2 protein-coding genes are annotated in these 2,381 nt (G+C 38.9%); both read left to right on the forward strand.

The annotated features are described in order from the left end of the window. The first annotated feature begins 323 nt into the window (after positions 1 to 323). On the forward strand, positions 324 to 776 hold the full coding sequence (locus tag AAC037_RS23530; RefSeq protein WP_339906068.1) for a thioredoxin fold domain-containing protein: 453 nt from the start codon (positions 324 to 326) through the stop codon (positions 774 to 776). Beyond that, entirely contained in the window at positions 776 to 2,158 is a 1,383-nt protein-coding gene (gene mnmE / locus AAC037_RS23535) for a tRNA uridine-5-carboxymethylaminomethyl(34) synthesis GTPase MnmE (RefSeq protein WP_339906069.1), read from the forward strand. The genes AAC037_RS23530 and mnmE overlap by 1 nt, the downstream gene beginning before the upstream one ends. Positions 2,159 to 2,381: the final 223 nt, after the last annotated feature.

Genomic DNA, 2,381 nt, shown 5'->3' on the forward strand with positions numbered 1-2,381 from the left:
TAAAGTACCTGGATAAGGTGGGCATATATATAGGTGCCAAGGTACTGGTGCTTGAAAAAATAGAATATGATAGTTCCCAAGAATTATTTATTGACAACCAAAAAAAGGTTTTTGTTTCCAAAGAAGTGGCCACCAACATTCAGGTAATGCTCCACCCAAATTGATAAAGGGAACCGTTTGGACCGATAATGGGTTTCATAAAACCTTAGCATAAAGATTGAACGTTTAATTACAATACCTTTGACTAATTGGATTTGCAAAGGCTATGACCAAAATAATCTGAAAACGAATTTGAAAGGGTAATAGAAAACAATTCAAAAACCATGAAAAAAGTAGTTGGACTTATTGTGATGCTGGTTTTTATTCATCAATTTTCTTTCGCTCAAAAAGAGTCGATCAACTGGCATAGTTTTGAAGAAGTGATAGAAAAAACGGCAGCCAACCCTAAGATGATCCTTATAGATGTTTATACCGACTGGTGTGGTTGGTGTAAAAAAATGGATAGAAATACTTTTACTGATCCAAAGGTAATTGAGTATGTCAATAATAATTTTTACGCTGTCAAGCTAAATGCCGAAAACAGAAAGAATAAGTTTAAATTTAGAGGTAAAGAGTATTCTGAACAATCGATGGCTCGAAATATGAGGGTAAGGTCTTTTCCGAATTTTGTAATTATGGATGCATCCATGGAAAACATCACCCAACTTCCCGGATACAGAGAACCGGATAATTTTATCAGCTCATTAAAATCATTACTTGAAAATTTCGAATATTAATGGCTTTAAATTTTAGTCAAAAAGATGATACCATTGTCGCCTTAGCTACACCTCAGGGAGTAGGGGCCATAGCAGTTATTCGGCTTTCCGGAAAACATGCCATTTCCATGGCCAACCAAGTCTTTTATGGAAAAGACCTGGAGCAACAAGAAAGTCACACCATTCACTTTGGAACGATTCGAGATGAAAAGCGAGTGATTGATGAGGTGCTAGTCTCCTTATTTGTTGCGCCAAAATCTTTTACAAAAGAAAATGTGGTAGAAATCTCTACTCACGGCTCTTCTTATATCATTAACCAAGTAATAAAATTACTTGTCCGGAAGGGGGCCCGCCCTGCCCTACCCGGTGAATTTACACAGCGGGCTTTTTTAAATGGACAGTTTGACCTGGCCCAGGCAGAAGCTGTGGCGGACCTTATCCACAGTGATTCCGAAGCTTCCCATCAGGCAGCCATGAACCAAATGAGAGGTGGCTTTTCAGGAGAAATCGCCGGACTTCGCAATCAGTTGATCCATTTTGCTTCCATGATTGAGCTGGAACTGGACTTTACAGAGGAAGATGTAGAATTTGCCAGTCGCGATGACTTACGTGTTTTAGTAGAAAAGTTACTCCGCGTGGTGGAGCAGTTGATCAGCAGCTTTGACTTGGGAAATGTGATAAAAAATGGAGTACCAACTGTGATTGCCGGAAAACCAAATGCCGGTAAGTCCACCCTACTCAATGCATTACTCAAGGAAGAAAAAGCCATTGTTTCGGATATTGCAGGAACCACCCGTGATTTTATCGAAGACGAAATCAATATAGGTGGTGTAATTTTTAGGTTTACCGATACGGCCGGAATTAGAGAAACTTCTGATGTGCTTGAAGCCATGGGAGTAAGTCGAACGCATGAGAAGATGAAGGCCGCATCATTAATCCTCTACCTATTTGATTTAGGTGATACGGACATGGTAGAAATCAGCAAAGACATTAACAAATTAGAAAATCTAGGGATTCCTTTCCTTAAAGTAGCCAATAAAGTAGATAAGGCCAACCCATTATTTGTCAATGAATTAAAGAAGGCATACCCTGATACTATTTTCATTTCTGCAGGAAAAAAAGAAAATCTGGAAAGTTTAACTAGCCGGATACTGGAGCTGGTAAATCTGGACAAGTTCAGGACGGGAAATACCATCGTCACCAATATTCGCCACTACGATTCACTGACAAAAACCCGCCAATCCCTGCTGGACGTTTTGACTGGCCTTGATGAAGAAGTAACCAATGATTTCTTGGCCATGGATATCCGTCGTTCTCTACATTTCCTTGGTGAGATCACCGGAGAAATCACCACAGACGATTTACTTGCGAATATATTTAGCAAGTTTTGTATCGGAAAGTAATTACTTTTCGAATAGTACGCTAAACCCTTCTTTTACTTACTTTTAGGCTGTTTTTACTTCCTTTTCTTGTTGCTAAATTTCCTATTTTTTCCTATCTTTCGTTTCAAATTTGTTGCTGACCAATCAATATTTGTTGTTAGCAACAAATTTTTAAGATCGAGGCGAGATGATGTTACATAGAGATACATCCTGATACAAAGGGATACACTCTGAGACAGAAACA

This window comes from uncultured Cyclobacterium sp. (assembly GCF_963976465.1).
Lineage (GTDB): Bacteria > Bacteroidota > Bacteroidia > Cytophagales > Cyclobacteriaceae > Cyclobacterium.

What these genes read in the sequence shown, in the direction of transcription:
- AAC037_RS23530 (WP_339906068.1), top strand. Translation starts at nt 324, where the DNA reads ATGAAAAAAGTAGTTGGACTTATTGTGATGCTGGTTTTTATTCATCAA.
- mnmE (WP_339906069.1), top strand. Translation starts at nt 776, where the DNA reads ATGGCTTTAAATTTTAGTCAAAAAGATGATACCATTGTCGCCTTAGCT.